Source organism: Streptomyces sp. NPDC058326 (genome assembly GCF_042879855.1).
Lineage (GTDB): Bacteria > Actinomycetota > Actinomycetes > Streptomycetales > Streptomycetaceae > Streptomyces.
This window is the reverse complement of the sequence record NZ_JBHVZO010000001.1, coordinates 72946-89142: the sequence shown is the minus strand read 5'-3', so window position 1 is coordinate 89142 and position 16197 is coordinate 72946. Positions and strand designations below refer to the sequence as shown.

Genomic DNA, 16197 nt, shown 5'->3' with positions numbered 1-16197 from the left:
GTTGCTGAATGGCGCAGGACATTGCGCTGCGGCCGGTGGTGGATCCGGCCCTCGAGGACGCGGAGCGCGCGCTGCTGGAGAAGTCCGCCGACGGACTCTTCCCCGCCACGCTGCCGCTGCCCGAGGAGCCGGGGCTGGGCGGCCGTACCAAGGCGGACATCTGGACGGCCCTGGGGGTCTCCGCGGTGTGCGCGCTACTGCCGGTGACGATCCTGTGGGCGCTGATCGGCGTGTGGTCCGGCCTGGCCGTCGGGCTCGCGGCGCAGGCGGGGCTGATCTGGGTCGGGGTCCAGTTCGGGTTCGAGGCGTTCGTCCTGACCGTTGTGGGCGTGCACCTGCTGGCCTGGCTGCTGATCGTCGTCCTCGGCTGCGGGACCGACGAGCGGCAGCGGGTGGCCCGGCTGCGCCACGGCCGCTACTACCTGGCCGAGGACTTCGGCGACGACTCCCTGCGCGAGCTGCTGGGCCACTCGCCGCTGCGCCGGATGGAGCGCGCCCAGGCCGCCGTGACGGCGGTACTCCAGTCACAGGTCGACCGGGAAGGGCTGCTGGACGACATCGCCAACGACGTGACGCTGCCGGCCCAACAGTACGAGATCGCCCAGCGCCTGGCCGAGCTGACCCGGCTGGCGCGGAAGGTGCGCACCGCTGCCGGGGACGCCTCCGGCTCGCGGGTGGAGGAGGTGCTGCGGACTCAGCGGCAGGCGCTGCGGCTGTCGTCGAGCGCGCTGGAGGAGCGGGTGGAGGCGCTGGAGCGGTACGCCGAGAACACCCGCGCGGCGGACGCGGCGTACCGCGAGTGGGAGGCCGTACGAGAGCTGGAGCAACTCGGCGAGGACATGCACGAGCTGGTGGTGAACACGGTGCGGGACGAGCTGGCCGTCGCCGAGATCGAGGGGCTCGCCGACCGGTCACGGCTCCAGGACCTGCACCGGATACTGGACGAGGCGCGGGAGGCGGGGCTGCTGGCCACGCGGTTCGCCGACGAGCCGGCCGACCGCCGGTCCGGCGACAGCGGCCGGGCGTGAGGGGGAGGACGACATGACGCAGACATCCCAGCCGAGACGCGAGTTCCACTCCGGCCGCGGCAAGAAGATCTTCGACCGGATCCCGGGCGGGTTCTACCTGGTCGGCGCCCTGGTGATCCTCTTCGAGGTGGTCACGCTCGGCGCGGTGGGCCTGGCCCTGGCCATCGGCGACCCGAGCGACGACGGGGCATCCCCGGAAAAGGAACCCCGGCGGGTCGAGGTCACCTACATCGCGACGGGCGACCACCCCTCGGTGAACCTCACCGTCGGGGAGGCGAACGGCAACCACGAGCCCCACGGGATCGTCATCCTGCCGTACCGCAAGACCGTCGAGCTGGCGGCGGGCGCCGACTTCTATCTGGACGTCAGAAGCCGCGAGGACCAGGAAGGGGGCACTCTCACGTGCACCGTGCTGGTCGGCGGCAAGGTGGTCCAGCAGGCACACAGCACACCGGACTCCTCGTCCGCCACCTGCGCGGGCAGCACCGCGGACGCCCCGCAGCGGGGCATCCCCGTGCCCACTCTCACCCCCGGCGCCTCCCCGCTGCCCGAGGAGCGCCGGCTCACCGGGACCGTCAAGGTGCCGGACTACCCGGGCGAGGGCTCGCCGGTCATCGGCACCGTCACGGACTCCTCCCTGGAGTACGCGGAGCTGGGCGGCACGTGGGACCGGAGCAAGACGCTGGATCCGGTCTTCGACGGCTTCACCCGCAAGCAGGAGGGGCGCCAGCGCGCACTTGTGAAGTCCACGCAGGTCGACGAGGACATCATGGCCGCGGCCGGCGGCACCGGGGAGCTGCGGGGCGTGGCGGGCGCGGTGATGGACGAGCGGCGGCGCTACGAGTACCCCCGCGACCAGGCGATCCTGGTCGACGTCGCCTCGCAGCCGCTGAAGGTCGACGGACATGACGCCTGGCTGCTGGTCAGCGAGATCCACTTCCACAAACGCGGGGTGCCGTCCACGATGGACCTGAACGCGGTCCTCGTGGTCGACACCGGGCGGGTTCGCCCCTCGGTGCTGTGGGTCGTACTGCCGGAGACGAACAAGAAGCTCTGGCCGGACCTGAACACTCTGGTCGCATCCGTCCAGGTCCGCTGACCTGCACCGATACGGGACGGGCCCGGGCGCGCGACGCGTCCCGGGCCCGTCCGGTAGAGCGCGACGCCGGCCGGGCACGGCATCGAGTCGGCGGCCACGCACGCCTCTACGGATGGCCGGCCACCGCCACCACGTACGAGCAGAGGGTTCCTTCGATCGGAGTGTGGAAGGAATGTGGGTCGAGCGCATCGCCGAGACCACGAACTGGGAGCCGCTTCGGCTGGAATTCCCTTGGAACAGCATCGAGGAAGAATTCGGCACGGCGTTGCCCGCGGACCACAAGAAACTCGCCGAGACCTTCGGAACGGGAGAATCCTCGGAGTTCATGAGGATCCTGAGCGTCGACGCCAGGCGTCAGTTCGACCTGGCCCATATCTGGCACAGATACCTCGACACCAGCCCTGAGGAAGGGGTCGATCCCGTCCCCGAGCCGTACCAGGTGTACCGGCCCGGCCGTCGAGGCCTGATTCCGTGGGCCTTCGCGGAGATGGAGTGCGACTACTTCCGGCCGGCGTCCTCGGAGGAGGACCCGTCGACCTGGCCGATCGTCACGCAGGGCAACCCGTACTCCTGGCACGAGGTGAGCATGTCCACTTCCGAGTTCGTCCACCGCGTCCTGACGGACCCGGATTCCGAACCCTTCTCCATCGCGCGTCTGATGCCGGAGCCGGGCTTCCACCCGATCGGCCCGGTGTCATGACGAGCCGGCGCCGACCGCGGCTCACCGGACGGGTACTGGGCGCAGCGGGGCTGGCCGCGGCCGTGGGCGCGACAGCGCTTCTCGCCACCGGGTATACGACAGCCACCGTCAACGGCGATGCCATGGACCCGACATACGCACGCGGCGACCGCGTGTTCTTCGAACGAATCGACGCGGACGAGGTCAGGCGGGGCGATGTGGTGCTCCACCGGAGTGGTGACCGCCACGAGGACAGGTCCGTGCTGCGTCGTGTGATCGGCATGGGCGGCGACCACGTCCGTCAGAGCCCCGGCGGGCCGGTGACGGTGAACGACAGGCCGCTGACGGAGCCGTACGTGAAGGACGGCGATCCGTCCGGCGCGGCGCCCGCGTACGACGTGGTGGTGCCCGAGGGGAGGCTGTTCCTGCTCGGTGACCACCGCGCGAACTCCAACGACTCCCGCTTCTCGCTCAGCGCACGGTCGGGCAGCGTCGCGGCCACCACGGTCCAGGCCAGGGCCCTGGACAGCCACACAGGACTGCTCCTGCTGGTACTGACAGCGCTGGCCGGGCTGCTCGGCACCGTCGGCGGGCTCGCGATGGAGATCGCTTACCAGGTCACGCGGGGGGCGAGGCGGTCCCCCCGCACAGAACACCCCCAGGGGTAAAGGCGACGGGCGCCGCGGGGCAACGACGACCGCAGCTCCCGGCGCCGGGCGGGGTGGTCAGCGGAGGCGGTCGTAGATCATCGCGATCTCGCCCAGTTCGCCGGACTCGTGGCGGGTGAGCTTCCACGGCGAGCCGGGCAGACCGTCGTCGAAGAGCCGTTGCCCGCCGCCGGCGATCTCCGGGCAGACCAGCAGGTACAGCCGGTCGACCAGGTCGCCGGCGAGGAGTTGCCTGATGACGTTCGGGCTGGTGTTGGCGAGGATGTCGCCCTCGCCGGTGGACCTGAGCTCGGCGACGACGTCGGCGACGGGGCCGGCCATGAGGCGGGTGCGTTCCCACGGGACCTCGGTCAGGGTGGTGGACAGGACGACCTTCTCCGTGTCCACGAGCCACTTCGCGTAGCCGCGGTCGCGCGGGTCGGCGTTCTCGTCCGCCGCGACGGTCGGCCAGTAGCCCAAGGTCCCTCGGCGTTGACCCGGCCGAGCAGGGCGGTCGTCGCGCTCGACCAGATGCGGGTCATGTGGTCGAGCGCGACGTCGGGGTCGCGTAGCGGACGATCGAGCCCATGTCGCCGGGCCCGCCCGGGCCGTTGTAGCGCCCGTCGAGGGTGATGGCGATGTTCGCGGTCACTTTGCGTGCGGTGGGGTCGGTCATGGCTGTGGGTCCTGCCGGTGAGGCTGTGAGGCCGCGCCGTCGGTGTCGTGTGCGTCTGCGGAACGGGTGTCCGCAGCGATGTTCGCCGCGAGCTTGTCGAGGCTCTGGCCGAAACCGATCTCGTGGGCGGTGAAGGCGACGCGACCGTCGGGCAGCAGCGGGGAGAGCCGGTAGGACAGGTGCTTTCCGGGCCGTACGTCGTCGACGCTGCCCTCCGCGCGGAGGCGGGCGCGGCGGCCGAGGCGCTCCTGGAGCGCCGCATCGTGGGCAAGGCGGTCCTCGGCGTCGCCCACCGGCAGCCCTGACGAACCGACCGAACGCGACTCCGATGCGGCGTCCCGCCCGAACGACGACAGGCGCGGTGCACGGCCGTGAGGACGGGGCCGTCGACCGGGTCGCCCCGGCCGGCGCGGCTCGGCGGAGGTGCTGTGTCGTCCGCCGGCCGGCCGCGACGGTGCTCGTGCGGGCCCTCCAGCTGCCGAACCGGCTTCGTCAGAGGTCGCCCTGCCGGTATGAGCGTGCGGCGGCCATGACGTCCTTGAAGCGATCACCGGCGATCGCCTGCAGCGGGGCGTCGTCCTCCAGCTGCGGGTTCATGCCCATCATCCAGGCGCGGGCGATGTGCCGGTTCTCGCGCTCCTCCACGTACCGGAACACCTGGAAGGCCGTGCGCAGCCGGACTTCGGAGTCGTAGCGCGGTGCGTTCTGCTCCTTGCACCACCTGCCGACCTGCTTGGGGTCCTTGATGCCGGCGAGGAAGGCCACCGTGCGCTGGCTGAAGGTGTCCTGGAGGAACTGCGCGATCTCTGAGATCGGGACGTCCATGGATGCCTGGTGGGCGCGTGCTTCGGCTTCGGCCGTGCGTGCTCGCTCGGTCTGCTGTGTCTGCATGTCTCCTCGTTCCTCGCCGACCGCCGGTGAGGGCGCGTCAGCAAGAGGCGTGCCACAGATGTGGCGTGGCGATGGGGTACGGACGCTGGTGGGAGAGGGCTAGGAGAGCCGCTTCCGCTCGCGTCCTGCTTGCTGCCGGGGGCAGCGCACCGTCTCGGCCTTGAGGAGGAGTGGGGACGTGCTGAGTGGGACGTGCTCGTGGCTGAGCCCGGGTAATTGATCTCTGCGTATCTTCAACATGGCGTCTCCCTCGTCGTGTTGACTGAAGCGTACCCGCTTAGCACACCCTTACTCCATGGTTTTCCCCACGCGAAAACACACCTGAATCCCCGCTCGGAGGAGTCGATGGGTGCGTACGGCCTGCGCGTTCGTGCGGATCGTCGACGGATCGGGCCGGTTCGTCGGCCGTACAGTGTCGACCGGATCGGGTGACAGCGCGTACGGCCGAACGACGTAACGGTGTCATCGCACGGTGAGCCCGTATTCGAGTGCCACTTCCTTGAGTTCCGCCGACTCCACGTGGATGGCTCTCCGCTCCACCTCGTTCAGTTCGGTGTCGCGGAGTATCGCCCAGCACCTTCTCCCGCCGTAGCCGGATCGGTAGGCGATGCCCTCGACGAGCTGGTGACCGGCTTCGTTGCGCCTGCTCACGGCCCACGCCGCGATCTGTCGGGCGACGCGGCGATCGCGACCGTGGATGTGCTCGTCGGTCAGCGGCCCCGTGATGTTCCACTCCTGGAGTGTGGTGCTGAGCTCCCGGGTGAGGACCTCGCGTGTCTCCTCCGAGTCCACATCGAGGAAACGGGCCTCGACGGACGGCTTGAGGCGGACGAGGATGCGGTCTTCCCGCCAGCTGGAGGGAATGTGACCGACTTTCATGAGGTCGGTGTGGGAGAGGTCGGCGTCGCTCATCAGGTCGCGGATCTCGGGAGGCACCCGAAACGTCGCGAGGGCTTCCGCGAAGCAGCCGGTGATCGCGCTCGCGCAGTACAGCATTCCGTAGGAGTAGAGGCTGAAGCGGCCGGCATTCGAGCCGCCGGCGGTCTCCGGCTCGACTCGGTTGTACTGAAGCGGGGCGTTCGCCCGGCCCAGGCGCCAGACGCCCTCCTCGGGGGCGGGGATGAGGGTGACGTTCCGGGTGGTCACGAGAGCCCTCCCGTCGTGTCGGCCGTCCGGTGTGCGGCGGAACCCCGGGCGGAACCCCGGGCGGAACCCCGGTCGGAACCCCGGTCGGAACCCCGGTCGGGACGGCCGGCAGGTCGGGTTAAGGCTGTGATCATCGTTCCTCGATTCTTCTCAGGGAGTCCGGGGACACCGCGGCCGGCGACACGCGGGGTGGATCATTGTCGCCGCGCTCTCCGGCGAGTGACGGCGGCCTTTGCGGTGCGCTGACGTGTTCGGCCGGAGCACGGAGGTACACAGAGGGCGCATCGCCGGTCAGATCCGGTCGAGGTGCAGCCGGAACACGGTGGTCCCGTCGTCGCCTGTTGCCAGCACCAGGGCGGATCGGTCCCTTCTGCCGTCGATCACGGTCCTCAGCGCTCTGACGGGTCTGCCCGTGACGATCTGAAGGAGCTTTCCGGGCCCCCGGGCCGTCTCCCAGACGTGGATACTGCTCCGTCCCGCGGCGACGAGCACCTGTCGTCGCGCCGTGAGCGTCAGCGCGGTCACCGCGCTGAGTTCGCCGTCCTCCGCGTCGAAGCGACCGACTTGGCTGCCGCTCGCCGTGTTCCACAACTTGAGGGAGCCGTCCTGCCCCGCGCTCGCGAGTGTGTGCGTGCCATCCGGCCCCGGGACGAATGCCAGATCGTTGACGATGAACTGATCGCACCTGATGGTGGGGCCGCGCTGTTCCAAGGTGGACGTGTCCCAGACCCGGACGTTGCCGTCCTTGCCGCCCGAGGCCAGCAGCAGACCGTGAGGTGTGCGGCTCGTGGCCAGGCACTGGACGCTGAGATCGTGGTCAGGGAAATCGGCCAGGAGTCTGCCTGTGCGCAGGTTCCACAGACAGATCCGCCCGTCCGGGCCGGCACTCGCCAGAAGGTCTGCGTGAACGTCCGACAGAGGGACGAGCGTCCGGGCGGGGAGATGGTGGCCGGAGAGCTCGTGACGCGGCTCGCCCCGCGGGTCCGCCGGGTCGATCACCAGGATGCGATGGTCTTCGAGGGCGACGGCCAGATGCTGCGTGCCTCTGATGCCGGGCCAGGCGAGGGCTGTCACGTCCGCGTTGTCGAGGACGGTCCTCACCGGCCGCCGCGTCGCGATGTCGCGGACGGCGACGCGGCCGGCGCGGGCCGTGGCGAGCAGGTGCGGAACGGTCGGAGACAACGAACTCGCGGTGACGCGTTCCCGCACGGGCGGCGCCGCGGCGAAGGCCTCTTCGGCCAGGGGCAGGCTCCGCAGGGTGCAGTCGGCTCCTGCCGTGAGGAGCAGTTCCCTGGTCCCCACGGTGAGAGAGGAGAGGGCGGTGATGGGCTCGGTGTGGGCGAGGAGGGGGTTGCCGATCGGCCGGAGGCCCGGCAGCTCCCAGAGCCGGACTGTGCCCTGAGCGTCGGAGGCGGCCAGCGCCAGGTGCTGGTCCACACGCGTGGCCATCAGCGCGGTGACGGCGGCCCTGTGGGAGGGGGGGACCGTCCGGTGGCCGGTGCTCGCGGTGACCACCGTCGCTGCGGCGCCGGCGGTCCCGGTCGTTCCGGCGGTCCCGGTCGTCCCGGCGGTCCCGGTCGTCCCGGCGGTCCCGGTCGTCCCGGCGGTCTCGGTCGTCCCGGCGGTCTCGGTCGTCCCGGTGGTCCCGGTAGTCCCGGTACTTTGGGCGGCCCCGGCCGTCCCGGCCGTCCCGGTCGTCCCGAGAAGGAGGTTGCCCGCCTCGTCGCCCACGGCGAAGGACGCGGACGCGGGGAGCGCGACCAGGGCGCGGATCCTGGCCGGAGTCCGTAACTGATGGGTCGACCGTGTGCCGTCGAACGACAGCACCTCGTCGTGCTGGGTGTACAGAAGCCTGTCCCACCCTTCGGGGGTGGGCAGGCCGGTGAGCACCGGCGGGTAGGAGAGGTTCTCCGGCAGGGCGATCTCTGTGGAGTGGAAGGTCCCTATGTTCAAGGCCACGAGGTGTCCGTCGCTGAAGGCGGCCAGCATGAGCCGGGGGTGGTTCGGGGGCCGGTAGAGGGTCAGCGAGGACACCCATGTGCCGGGGCGGCGAGGAATCGCCTCCGCGAGGTGGCGGCCGTGGCGTGTGTCGATGACGTGCACCGATCCATCGGTGCCGCCGCTGACGACGATGCCTCCCGGCAGGGCGAGCAGGTGCTCGATGACGCCGTCGTGCACGGACAGGGGTGCGTAGGCGTTGCTTCCGTCGCGGTGCAGGACATGCAGGTCGCCGCGGTCGTCGCCGGCGGCGATCAGAGCGGTACGCCCCCGGAAGTCTTCCACGGCCGCCATGGCCGTGACGGTGTGCCGGGTGATGCCCCAGGGGCGGGGCAGTGTCGGCTTGTCGCTCCACTCCAGGGTGACCGGCGGGTCGACGAACGCGGCCGGCGGTGAGGACGGGGCGTCGGAGTACCCGGCGATGCTGTGGGCCAGCTGCAGGCTGGTCATCAGGGACACGGGGTCCACCGCCCGTGCGAAGGGCTCAAGTCCGGCCCACGTGCGGAGCCATCGGCTGGCTTCGGGGTTGCCGTCATCGGTCGCGAGGAGCCGGCGGACCTCCCGGCTGCTTTCCCAGGGGAGGAGTGCCGGCGGTACGTGCGCGTCGTCGAGTACCCGGCCTCGTGCCGCGTGCTCAGCCAGGTGGCGTCGCAGGTAGGGGTGGGGCGGCACTCCCGGATCAGCGGGTACGAGATCGGCGAGCGCCGCCGCGATCCGACGGTGGACGTCGGCGTGCGGCTGCCCGCCTTCCTGGTGGTCCTTCATCGGGCACCCCCGTCGGCGAGCAGGTCAGTTTCTGTGTCCCGCAGCAACGACGCCACAGCTTCGTGCGCGGGCCGGTACACGCGGCGGTCGTCCTCGTGGTCATGGGCCAGGTAGCCGCTGAGCCGGCCGGTCAGCAGCTTCTCGATCATGAGGTCCCATTCCTGGGGAGGAAGGCTTCGCCGGAGGAACACCCCCGCGATGTTGGGCCAGATGTTGGACCAGGGGACCCCGGCGCCCTGAGCGAAGGCTGCCGCCCGCAGCAGGGCCAGGGCCACCTCGGCAGGAAGTCCCTCCTCCTCGACCATCTCCAGGTCTCTCTGCAGCAGGCCACGGATGCCCTGCTTCAGCCGGCCCTGCCACGCGGTGTCGCTTGCCATGGCCGCGGGGTCGGGCGACGCCCGCAGTTGTTCACCGGCGAGGCGTGCGTCGATGAACGAAGGAGTGATCATCGGCGCGATCCGGGCGGCGACCTCGCGCGCCACGTCGTCCCGGCCGCCCGCGCCGATCAGTGCGGTCAGGTACTCCTCGATGTCGCTCCGGGTGTCGTCACCGTCCGTCCGCTCCACCTCGGCTCCCGGGAAAAGGCCTCTGAGAGCCTTCAGCAGCCCGTACTCCTCGTCCTCGGTGACGTCACCGGCGGCGCCGGGCAGCGGCCGGCTGGAACGTACTCCCAGGACGAGACGTACGGCCGGATCAGGATGGTCACGCGACGGTTCCTCCGCCTGGCGCTGCCCAGGGAGACGAGGAGAGCAGAACGCGGCGAGGGGCTGGAGAACGTCGTGGAGGACTCGGGCGCATTCGACGGACTCGTCGAGGCCGTCGATGACGATGGTGACGGGCTTGCCGGAGGTACGTACGACCTCGACGAGCTGCTGTGACCAGCGGACCGAGGCGTCGTCCGCCGGCCGCGTCGTCGGCTCCGGTTCGGTGCCGAGAGCCCGCAGGATGTCGGCGGCGACCTGGGCGGCGGTTCGACGGTGCGCCAGAACGGCGGCGGTGACGGATCCTTCGGGAGGAACCGTGTCCACGGCGGCGAGTTCGAACGCTTCCTTGTAGAGCGGATCCTGGCGGAACGAGGCATCGCTGAGCACGACGGCCCGTGCCACGACCGCCGACTTGCCGCTGCCCACAGCCCCGGTGACGAGAAGGACGCCGCGGTCCCGTGTCGGTCCGAGGAAGGCCGCGACCCGACGGTTGAGCGTCTCCCTTCCGCGGAAGTACCAGCCGGTGTCGGCCTCCTGGGCACGTCCCGTGGCCCGGTCGAGCCAGTGCTCGGCCGCGACCAGTTCCTTCAGCGTCGAACCGGCGGCGTGAGGATCGACGTACCCCGGGTTGGGAAGGCACGGGCTCTGGAAAGTGGGCCCGCTGCCGTCGATGAGATGGTGCAACCGGAACCGCTGCCGGTCCTCCTCGTTCCGCAGTCCCTTCTCGTACTCGGCGATGAAGTCGGCCACCGCGAGGTGGGGCGTGGTGATGCCGGCATTCGTCCGGAGCCGCCGGTGCAGGTCGCTCAACAAGGTCGGGAACCTGCGCACCTGTACGGTCTGGTCGTGGCCGCACGTCGCGATCACGTCCAGACGGCAGCCTTCGCGGCGGTCACGGCGGATGTTCTTGTACAGGGCGTCGAGCTCCGAGCGCAGGCCGCCCGCGTAGCAGGTGTTGACGATCACCAGCACGTTCTTCACGTGGGAGTCGAGCACCGCACCGACGATGTCGCTCGTCCTTACGGCGGTTGCCAGCGGCCGCTTGTCGTCCGACCGCGGGAGCTTGAGGAAGTGAACGTCGGACGAGCCGCTGATGCCATGGCCGGTGATGAACATGACGAGCGCCAGGCCCTGTTTCTCCCGCACTTCCTCGGTCCGCAGGAAGGCCTCGACGTCGTCCCGCGAGCGCAGCTCCGGGGCCGGTACCTGACGGAAGCCCGGGCGTGCCCCGTCCAGTCCCCACCACCGGGCCACGACGCTCAGCTGTTCGTCGATGCCCTCCGCGAACTCCTCGTCCAGACCGCCCTCGTCATCGTCCTCGTAATCGCGAACGGCGAGCGTGAGGAGAGTCCGTAATTCCGATGGATCGGCGGCGCTGTCGGCCCCGGCTGACGCGGACTTTCCCGCAACAGGTCCCCCCGCATGATTCATCTCACTAGTGTCGCAGGCATGAACCAGCCGACGCAGGGGTACACCCCTTCTCTGTCATCTCGCGGCGAGCCGCCGGTGGCACCTGCCGTCACTCACGACGCCGTCGTTGTCGTGCCCGGCATCATGGGCAGCGAGCTCTACGACACCGCACAGGACGAGGTCATCTGGGGGTTGGCCAACGCCGGTTGGCTCACCAGGGCCTGGCTCACGCCCACGGGACTGACGTCGCTCGGGCTCACGGCGCAGGAGCGGGAAGGGGAACGGGGTCGCGTCAAGGCCCGCAGCCTGCTGCGGGTGCCTGCCTGGAGCCCCTTCCTGCGGGGCATCGAGCCCTACCACCAGCTCGTACGGACCATCGAGGACCACGTCGCCCACCGCGACGCCATCATGACCTTCCCGTACGACTGGCGCCTGGCCGTCGCCGCGCACGCCGGGGAACTCGCCACCGCCGCTCGCGAGCACCTCACCCGATGGCGGGCCCACCCGGCTCACGCCGCGGCCCGGCGCAACGCCGTCGACCAGCGAGAAGCCCGGCTCGTCTTCATCGCCCACTCCATGGGCGGCCTCGTCACCTACGCGGCCCTCACCCTCGGCGGCGACAGCGACCTGACGGACGACACCCGCGGTGTGATGACCCTGGGCACGCCTTTCCAGGGATCGGTCGTCGCCACGGCCATCCTCAACGCCCGGCAGGGCGGGCCCCTCCCGCTGCCGCACACCCGCCTGTCCCGGGCCGCCGCCACGATGCCGGGCGTCCACGACCTGTTGCCCCGCTTCCTGTGCCTCGAGGACGGCGCCGACGTCCGCCGGCTCTCACCCGTGGACGTCGGCGACCTCGGCGGCGACAAGGAACTCTTCCAGGCCTCCCAGGCCTTCTTCGACACCCTCTACGACCGCCGGCCGCCATCCCACCTCAGGCCCGTCGTCGGCATCCGCCAGGCCACCGTTCAATCCCTGCGGCTGGACGCCGGCGTCGTCCGCGGCTCCGAATACGGATTCCGCGCCGACACCGACGGCGAACTCAAACGGGACGAGCACGGCCGCCCCACGCGCTTCCCCGGCTGGGGCGACGGCACCGTCCACCGGGGATCCGCGTCACTGATCCGCCGAGTCGTCCCCCTCCACGCGCAGCACGGAGCTCTCGCGAGCGGCAAGGAAGCACTCCGCACCGTCGCCGACTTCCTGCTCGAGGACGACCACCTCGGCCCCGACCAGGCGGACGGCGGCCTGGGCCTGAGCGTCCCCGACTACGTCACCCCCGGCGAGCCGTGGCACCTGTACGTGACGGGCACCGACGACCCCGCCGGAGTCCGCTGCACCGTCTCGTCCGTCGACACCGACCACCTCACCAGGGCATCGCTGGAGGCCGACAGTGGCAACAGGCTCCGCGCCGCACTCAGAGTCCCGGCCGGCGGCCTGTACCGGGTGACGGTCACCGCCGACTACAGCCCCGCACTCACCCAGCTGGTCTTCGCAGGAGAGGCCGGCCAGGGCAGCCTCTCCTGATGGCGGTCCGACGCGCTCGCTCCCGCCAAGAGGCCCTCGGGCACGCGAAGCCCGAAGCGGGTCATTCGGTCCACCATCCCCCTGTGCCTGCCCGGGATGCGTCGGCTGACGGGCGCGGTCGCCGACCTCACGGCGGGTCCTGACCGCCGTTCGACGGGACCGGGGGCGCATGGGCTGGTGCCCATGCGCCCCCGGCCGTGTGCTCCGCGGGAGGGTCAGTACGTCAGGATCGCCGGGTCCGAGTGGCTCGGGAGGGCTGTTTCGATGTGGCCCGCGAGGTGGCGGAGGTAGTCGGGGGACGTGGGGGAGGTGATCGTGAGGTCGTACCAGTGGTGGGCCGCGGAGACGTCCACTGTGAGGGGGACCGTCGCGCCCTGGGGGACCGTCACCGTCCGCGTGGTGTTCGCGTAGGCGTTCCGCAGGGTGAGCTGGGTGGTGGGGCCCGCGTTGGTGAAGGTGAGGTCCAGGGTTGCCGTGGTGGGGTTGTGGCGGGCCTTGACTTCCGGGACGGCCGTCTTGCCGGGGGAGCGGAAGCGACGGACGAAGCCGTTCGGGCCGTGGACCGTGAGGTCGGTGAGGCCCTTGGAGTACGTGGTGTTCCAGGTGTCCGAGAGGGATGTGTTCGCCGCGGTCGTGTACGTCCACGGGGCGTCCGTGCGGTTCGCCGACGTCACGTAGAAGTGGGCGCCCGCCGAGGGGCCGCCGCTGAAGGTCAGGCGATAGATGCCCGCCGCCGTGTCGGCGGCGCCGTCCACGTACGGGGCGTACTTCAGCGGCCGGGTGGGCTTGCCGCCCCGTTCCTGGCGGGGCATCGTGCCGGACGCCGGGGCGGTGGCGAGGAAGTCGGGGTGGCGGCTGCGGTCCGGCGGGTAGTAGCCGTCCGTCGGCGGCAGGGGGGCCGGGCGGGTGTTCGTGCTCGTGAAGTCGAAGGCCGAGGTCAGGTCGCCGCAGACGGCTCGCCGCCAGGGTGAGATCTGGGGCTCGCGCACCCCGAAGCGCTGTTCCATGAAGCGGATGACGGAGGTATGGTCGAAGGTCTCGGAGCAGGTGTAGCCGCCGGTGGACCAGGGCGAGACGACGATCATCGGGACGCGCGGGCCGAGGCCGTACGGGCCGGCCACGTATCCGGTCTTCCCCGGGAAGTGGTCGAGCGCCGTCGGTGTCGTGGAGAGGCCCTGCGCCGACGAGGCCGGGACGTACGGCGGGACGACGTGGTCGAAGAAGCCGTCGTTCTCGTCGTACGTGATGAACAGGGCCGTACGGGCCCACACGTCCGGGTTCGACGTCAGCGCGTCCAGGGCCTGGGAGAGGTACCAGGCGCCGTAGTTGGACGGCCAGTTGGAGTGCTCGGTGAATGCCTCCGGGGCCGCGATCCAGGAGATCTGGGGCAGCCTGTCGGCCTGGACGTCGGCGCGGAGGTCGGCGAGGTAGCTTTCGCCCTTCGACGCGTCCGTGCCCGTCCGGGCCTTGTCGAAGAGCGGGTCGCCGGGTTGTGCGTTGCGGTAGGTGTTGAAGTAGAGGAGGGAGTTGTCGCCGTAGTTGCCGCGGTAGGCGTCGTTGATCCAGCCCCAGTGGCCCGCCGCGTCCAGCCCGTCGCCGACGTCCTGGTAGACCCGCCAGGAGATCCCGGCCGCTTCGAGGCGCTCGGGGTACGTCTTCCAGCCGTATCCCGCCTCGGCGTTGTTGAGGACGGGGCCGCCGCCCGTGCCGTCGTTGCCGGTGTGCCCGGACCACAGGTAGTAGCGGTTCGGGTCGGTCGAGCCGATGAACGAGCAGTGGTACGCGTCGCAGACCGTGAAGGCGTCGGCGAGCGCGTAGTGGAACGGGATGTCCTCACGGGTGAGGTACGCCATCGTGGCGGGCGTCTTCGCGGGTATCCACTGGTCGTACCTGCCCTTGTTGAAGGCCTTCTGCCCGCCCGCCCAGTCGTGGTTCAGGCCCTGGAGGAACTCCATGCCGAGGTCGTCGCTCGGCGGGCGGAACGGCAGGGTGACCTTCCCGCCGTTCGCCTGGTTCCAGACCGACTTGCCGCTGGGGAGGGTGACGGGGCGCGGGTCGCCGAAGCCCCGTACGCCCTTCATCGCCCCGAAGTAGTGGTCGAAGGAACGATTCTCCTGCATCAGGACGACGATGTGCTCGATGTCCTGGATCGTGCCGGTGGTGCCTTGCGCCGGTATGGCGGCGGCACGCGCGATGCTCTCGGAGAGCATCGCGAACGCGGCGGTGCCGCCCGCCAGTTGCAGGAAGCGGCGACGGTCGAGGTCGGCCATGGGGGGTGTTCTCCTCCGGTGAGTACGGGCACGGGTGGGGGTGCGCGTGCTGCGGCCGGGCTGCTCCCCGGCGAGCGCCCCAAGAAGAGCGCCCGCGGATCGCCGCCCGGCGGCCGTCCCATGGCTGCCCGCGGTACGGCGGACGAATCCCTCGTGCCGCTGTGTGAAAGCCCCGGTGCGCGCGGGCGCACCGGGGCTTTCACACGGAGGAGGTCGGTCGAGCGGCTGCTCGACCACGTGACCTACTGCTCGTTCACTCGACGACGAGGTCGACCTTGATGTTGCCGCGGGTCGCCTTCGAGTACGGGCAGAAGGCGTGGGTCTTCTCCAGGAGGGCGCGGCCCGCGTCGCCCTGGAGGTGGTCGGGGAACTCGGCGCGCATGACGACCGCGAGGCCGAAGCCGCCGTCCGTGGCGTCCTTGCCGATGGAGACCTCGGCGGTGACCGAGGCCTCGGAGATGTCGATCTTCTCCTGGCGGGCGACCACACCCATCGCGCTGGCGAAGCAGGCCGCGTACCCGGCGGCGAAGAGCTGCTCGGGGTTGGTGCCCCGACCGTTGCCGCCGAGGGCCTGGGGGTGGGCGAGGGGGAGGTCGATGTGGCCGTCGGAGCTGACGGCGCGGCCCTCGCGGCCGTTGGCGGTGGCGACGGCGGTGTAGATCGCGTCCATGTTCTCTTCCGTTCCTGTCCTCGGGGTGCGCTGTGATGCGGTGGCCCTTTATTGATAGCGCACTATTCAGTTGTGCACAACTCAATCGCGTGTGAGCTGTCCTCGCGTATCCTGGAGCCATGGAGACGCTCGACACGGTCCCGGACGAGGACTTCCTCCGGCTCGACCACCAGATCTGCTTCTCGCTGCACGCAGCGACCCGTGCGTTCAACGGCGTCTACCGCGAGGCCCTCAAGGAGCTGGGGCTCACCTACCCCCAGTACCTCGTCATGCTCGTCCTCTGGGAACACGGCGAGCTGCCCGTGAAGGGCATCGGCGAACGCCTCCGGCTCGACTCCGGCACCCTCTCGCCGCTGCTCAAGCGCCTGGAGGCGGCCGGATACGTCGAGCGGCGGCGCAGCCCCGAGGACGAGAGGTCCGTCACCGTGCGGCCCACCCCCGAGGGGGCAGGGCTGAAGGCCAGGGCCCACGCCGTCCCGCGCCGGATCGCCGCCGCGACCGGCCTCGACCTGGAGGAGCTCCGCGAGCTGCGGGAACGGCTAGCCGTGCTGGCCGCCCGGCTCGACGGCGTCGACCCGGACGACCTCGCCTCCTGCGTCCAGGACAGCCCCTAGGGGGTGTCTGACAATTCGCGCCGGATCAGGCCGGGTCGTTCGGTGCGTGCGATCGGCGTGCGGCCGGGACGCC

Annotated in this window: 15 protein-coding genes; 6 read left to right on the top strand and 9 right to left on the bottom strand. The window is 70.6% G+C overall.

The annotated features are described in order from the left end of the window. The first annotated feature begins 8 nt into the window (after positions 1 to 8). From ACFVYX_RS00380 to lepB, 4 genes are all read left to right on the top strand, one after another. Positions 9 to 1028 carry a hypothetical protein gene (locus ACFVYX_RS00380; protein WP_389679040.1) on the top strand — a complete coding sequence of 340 codons (1020 nt, stop codon included), beginning with the start codon at positions 9 to 11 and terminating at the stop codon, positions 1026 to 1028. 13 nt (positions 1029 to 1041) lie between these two features. Continuing rightward, the gene (locus ACFVYX_RS00375) at positions 1042 to 2127 is read left to right on the top strand and encodes a hypothetical protein (protein ID WP_389679039.1); all 1086 of its coding nucleotides are present in this window, start codon (positions 1042 to 1044) and stop codon (positions 2125 to 2127) included. A 163-nt stretch (positions 2128 to 2290) separates the two neighbouring features. Beyond that, complete coding sequence (locus tag ACFVYX_RS00370) at positions 2291 to 2827, top strand: hypothetical protein (RefSeq protein WP_389679038.1); 537 nt, start codon at positions 2291 to 2293, stop codon at positions 2825 to 2827. Further along, positions 2824 to 3474: a signal peptidase I gene (lepB, locus tag ACFVYX_RS00365; RefSeq protein WP_389679037.1), complete on the top strand. Its 651-nt coding sequence runs from the start codon at positions 2824 to 2826 to the stop codon at positions 3472 to 3474. Before ACFVYX_RS00370 ends, lepB begins: the two co-directional genes overlap by 4 nt. A gap of 57 nt (positions 3475 to 3531) precedes the next feature. Here the strand turns inward: lepB and ACFVYX_RS00360 are convergent, their stop codons facing one another. From ACFVYX_RS00360 to ACFVYX_RS00330, 7 genes are all read right to left on the bottom strand, one after another. After that, the gene (locus tag ACFVYX_RS00360) at positions 3532 to 3933 is read right to left on the bottom strand and encodes a dihydrofolate reductase family protein (protein WP_389679036.1); all 402 of its coding nucleotides are present in this window, start codon (positions 3931 to 3933) and stop codon (positions 3532 to 3534) included. Positions 3934 to 3991: 58 nt separating this feature from the next. Then, positions 3992 to 4129: a hypothetical protein gene (locus ACFVYX_RS00355; protein ID WP_389679035.1), complete on the bottom strand. Its 138-nt coding sequence runs from the start codon at positions 4127 to 4129 to the stop codon at positions 3992 to 3994. Continuing rightward, positions 4126 to 4422 (bottom strand): hypothetical protein, encoded by a 297-nt coding sequence (locus tag ACFVYX_RS00350; RefSeq protein ID WP_389679034.1) that lies wholly within the window; start codon positions 4420 to 4422, stop codon positions 4126 to 4128. Before ACFVYX_RS00350 ends, ACFVYX_RS00355 begins: the two co-directional genes overlap by 4 nt. Positions 4423 to 4621: 199 nt before the next feature. Then, the gene (locus ACFVYX_RS00345) at positions 4622 to 5020 is read right to left on the bottom strand and encodes an XRE family transcriptional regulator (RefSeq protein WP_389679033.1); all 399 of its coding nucleotides are present in this window, start codon (positions 5018 to 5020) and stop codon (positions 4622 to 4624) included. Between the two features lie 462 nt (positions 5021 to 5482). After that, positions 5483 to 6166 carry an RES domain-containing protein gene (locus tag ACFVYX_RS00340; RefSeq protein WP_389679032.1) on the bottom strand — a complete coding sequence of 228 codons (684 nt, stop codon included), beginning with the start codon at positions 6164 to 6166 and terminating at the stop codon, positions 5483 to 5485. 291 nt (positions 6167 to 6457) lie between these two features. Beyond that, positions 6458 to 8929: a WD40 repeat domain-containing protein gene (locus ACFVYX_RS00335; RefSeq protein ID WP_389679031.1), complete on the bottom strand. Its 2472-nt coding sequence runs from the start codon at positions 8927 to 8929 to the stop codon at positions 6458 to 6460. Beyond that, on the bottom strand, positions 8926 to 11064 hold the full coding sequence (locus tag ACFVYX_RS00330; RefSeq protein ID WP_389679030.1) for an AAA family ATPase: 2139 nt from the start codon (positions 11062 to 11064) through the stop codon (positions 8926 to 8928). Before ACFVYX_RS00330 ends, ACFVYX_RS00335 begins: the two co-directional genes overlap by 4 nt. Before the next feature lie 18 nt (positions 11065 to 11082). On the opposite strand from ACFVYX_RS00330, the gene ACFVYX_RS00325 reads away from it, so the two are divergent. After that, positions 11083 to 12570: a hypothetical protein gene (locus ACFVYX_RS00325; protein WP_389679029.1), complete on the top strand. Its 1488-nt coding sequence runs from the start codon at positions 11083 to 11085 to the stop codon at positions 12568 to 12570. Between the two features lie 215 nt (positions 12571 to 12785). Here ACFVYX_RS00325 and ACFVYX_RS00320 read toward each other — a convergent pair whose 3' ends face one another. Together ACFVYX_RS00320 and ACFVYX_RS00315 are read right to left on the bottom strand one after the other, a co-directional pair. Beyond that, on the bottom strand, positions 12786 to 14840 hold the full coding sequence (locus tag ACFVYX_RS00320) for a phosphocholine-specific phospholipase C (protein WP_389679028.1): 2055 nt from the start codon (positions 14838 to 14840) through the stop codon (positions 12786 to 12788). 253 nt (positions 14841 to 15093) lie between these two features. After that, positions 15094 to 15510: an organic hydroperoxide resistance protein gene (locus ACFVYX_RS00315; protein ID WP_389679027.1), complete on the bottom strand. Its 417-nt coding sequence runs from the start codon at positions 15508 to 15510 to the stop codon at positions 15094 to 15096. Between the two features lie 119 nt (positions 15511 to 15629). On the opposite strand from ACFVYX_RS00315, the gene ACFVYX_RS00310 reads away from it, so the two are divergent. Beyond that, positions 15630 to 16124 carry a MarR family winged helix-turn-helix transcriptional regulator gene (locus tag ACFVYX_RS00310; RefSeq protein WP_389679026.1) on the top strand — a complete coding sequence of 165 codons (495 nt, stop codon included), beginning with the start codon at positions 15630 to 15632 and terminating at the stop codon, positions 16122 to 16124. Positions 16125 to 16197: the final 73 nt, after the last annotated feature.

Excerpts from the sequence above, each read along its gene's own strand:
- ACFVYX_RS00310 (WP_389679026.1), top strand. The coding sequence starts at position 15,630 with ATGGAGACGCTCGACACGGTCCCGGACGAGGACTTCCTCCGGCTCGAC.
- ACFVYX_RS00325 (WP_389679029.1), top strand. The coding sequence starts at position 11,083 with ATGAACCAGCCGACGCAGGGGTACACCCCTTCTCTGTCATCTCGCGGC.
- ACFVYX_RS00355 (WP_389679035.1), bottom strand. The coding sequence starts at position 4,129 with ATGACCGACCCCACCGCACGCAAAGTGACCGCGAACATCGCCATCACC.
- ACFVYX_RS00315 (WP_389679027.1), bottom strand. The coding sequence starts at position 15,510 with ATGGACGCGATCTACACCGCCGTCGCCACCGCCAACGGCCGCGAGGGC.
- ACFVYX_RS00345 (WP_389679033.1), bottom strand. The coding sequence starts at position 5,020 with ATGCAGACACAGCAGACCGAGCGAGCACGCACGGCCGAAGCCGAAGCA.
- ACFVYX_RS00375 (WP_389679039.1), top strand. The coding sequence starts at position 1,042 with ATGACGCAGACATCCCAGCCGAGACGCGAGTTCCACTCCGGCCGCGGC.
- lepB (WP_389679037.1), top strand. The coding sequence starts at position 2,824 with ATGACGAGCCGGCGCCGACCGCGGCTCACCGGACGGGTACTGGGCGCA.
- ACFVYX_RS00380 (WP_389679040.1), top strand. The coding sequence starts at position 9 with ATGGCGCAGGACATTGCGCTGCGGCCGGTGGTGGATCCGGCCCTCGAG.
- ACFVYX_RS00335 (WP_389679031.1), bottom strand. The coding sequence starts at position 8,929 with ATGAAGGACCACCAGGAAGGCGGGCAGCCGCACGCCGACGTCCACCGT.
- ACFVYX_RS00330 (WP_389679030.1), bottom strand. The coding sequence starts at position 11,064 with ATGAATCATGCGGGGGGACCTGTTGCGGGAAAGTCCGCGTCAGCCGGG.
- ACFVYX_RS00320 (WP_389679028.1), bottom strand. The coding sequence starts at position 14,840 with ATGGCCGACCTCGACCGTCGCCGCTTCCTGCAACTGGCGGGCGGCACC.